Source organism: Roseateles sp. P5_B10 (genome assembly GCF_056400485.1).
Genome location: NZ_JBFULE010001781.1, coordinates 1 through 514, shown reverse-complemented (window position 1 = coordinate 514; position 514 = coordinate 1). Strand labels below are relative to the sequence as shown.

The 514-nt window shown below is 62.1% G+C and carries 2 protein-coding genes; both read right to left on the bottom strand.

The features are described 5' to 3' along the window. The coding region (locus tag AC1DU6_RS35880) for an HflX-like GTP-binding protein (protein WP_477863425.1) at nt 1-320 on the bottom strand (320 nt) is incomplete at its 3' end. Nucleotides 321-343: 23 nt separating this feature from the next. Continuing rightward, a complete protein-coding gene (gene hfq / locus AC1DU6_RS35875) occupies nt 344-505 on the bottom strand; it encodes an RNA chaperone Hfq (protein WP_477863427.1) in 162 nt (53 codons plus the stop codon). Between the last annotated feature and the right edge of the window lie 9 nt (nt 506-514).

Below are 514 nucleotides of genomic sequence, written 5' to 3'. Positions count from 1 at the left end.
TCCATCACCACGATGCCGATCTCGTTCGCTGCGATCAGGCCGGCGATCTCCTCGACCTTGCCCTTGCCGAGAAAGGTGGCCGGGCGGATCTGGCTCAGCGGCGCGGCGACGGCCTCGACCACGGTGAGGTCGATGGCGCGTGCGAGACCAACCGCCTCTTCGAGCCGGGCTTCCGTATCGCGGACATGAGAATAGGCTTGCGCGTCGGCGTCGCCCCGCCGTTCGCGCAAGTAAGGACCGACCACGAGAACGCGGCCGGTCGATTCGCTGCTGGCCGAGGGTCGGTCGGCAGCATTGCCTTCGAAGCTACGAAATTCCAATCAAGCGTCTCTCAGGAGTTCGCTCAAGCCGGATCCTCGCCACCCTCAAAAAGCTGAATCGGTGCGCCCGGCATGATGGTCGAGATCGCATGCTTATACACCAGCTGCGAGTGTCCGTCGCGCCGGAGCAGAAGACAGAAATTGTCGAACCAGGTGACAATGCCCTGCAATTTGACGCCGTTCACCAGAAAGAT